The organism is Streptococcus sp. S784/96/1 (assembly GCF_902729355.1).
In the GTDB taxonomy this organism is placed as follows: Bacteria; Bacillota; Bacilli; order Lactobacillales; family Streptococcaceae; genus Streptococcus; species Streptococcus caledonicus.
This window is the reverse complement of record NZ_CACVCC010000077.1, coordinates 1-679: the sequence shown is the minus strand read 5'-3', so window position 1 is coordinate 679 and position 679 is coordinate 1. Positions and strand designations below refer to the sequence as shown.

The 679-nt window shown below is 44.6% G+C and carries 1 protein-coding gene; it reads right to left on the bottom strand.

The window, feature by feature from the left end; translation table 11 throughout:
- Positions 1–679, bottom strand: a 679-nt coding sequence (locus GZ996_RS11645; RefSeq protein ID WP_162012126.1) for an ISL3 family transposase, incomplete at both ends; no start/stop codon positions are given.

Genomic DNA, 679 nt, shown 5'->3' with positions numbered 1-679 from the left:
TTTCTTGGAAATGGAAAAGTAGGAGCTGATAAATCTCGTAGTGCTCTTTCAGTTCTTGGGAATAGCTGAGCAGCTTTGTGACAATTTCCTGATTAGTCAAGTGCATGCGAAAAGTTGGGCGATAAAAGCGTTTATCGCTAAGTTTTCGACTGTCTTGTTGTATCAATTTCCAGTAGCGCTTGAGGGCCCTGTATTCGTGAGATTTTCGGTCAAACTGGTTCATGATTTGGACACGCAGTCGGTTCATGGCCCGGCTCATGTGCTGAACGATGTGGAAACGATCAAGGACGATTTTAGCAGATGGAAATAGTTTCTTAGCGATGTCATAGTAAGGGCTAAACATGTCCATGGTGATGACCTTGACCCGGCTTCTGACGGCTCTAGAATAGCGTAGAAAGTGGTTACGAATGGTAGCTTGTGTTCGCCCATCAAGAATAGCTAGGATTTTGAGCGAGTCAAAGTCCTGAGCGATGAAGCTCATTTTGCCTTTCTTGAAAGAGTATTCGTCCCAGGACATATTCTCAGGCAGCCAAGTCAAGTCAGTCTTGAATTGGAACTCCTTGAGTTTTCGGATGACGGTTGAGGTTGACACCGCTAGATTCTCTGCAATGGTTGTCATGGCGACTTTCTCCATCAATTTTTGGGCGATTTTCTGATTGAGAATGACGGGAATTTGGTG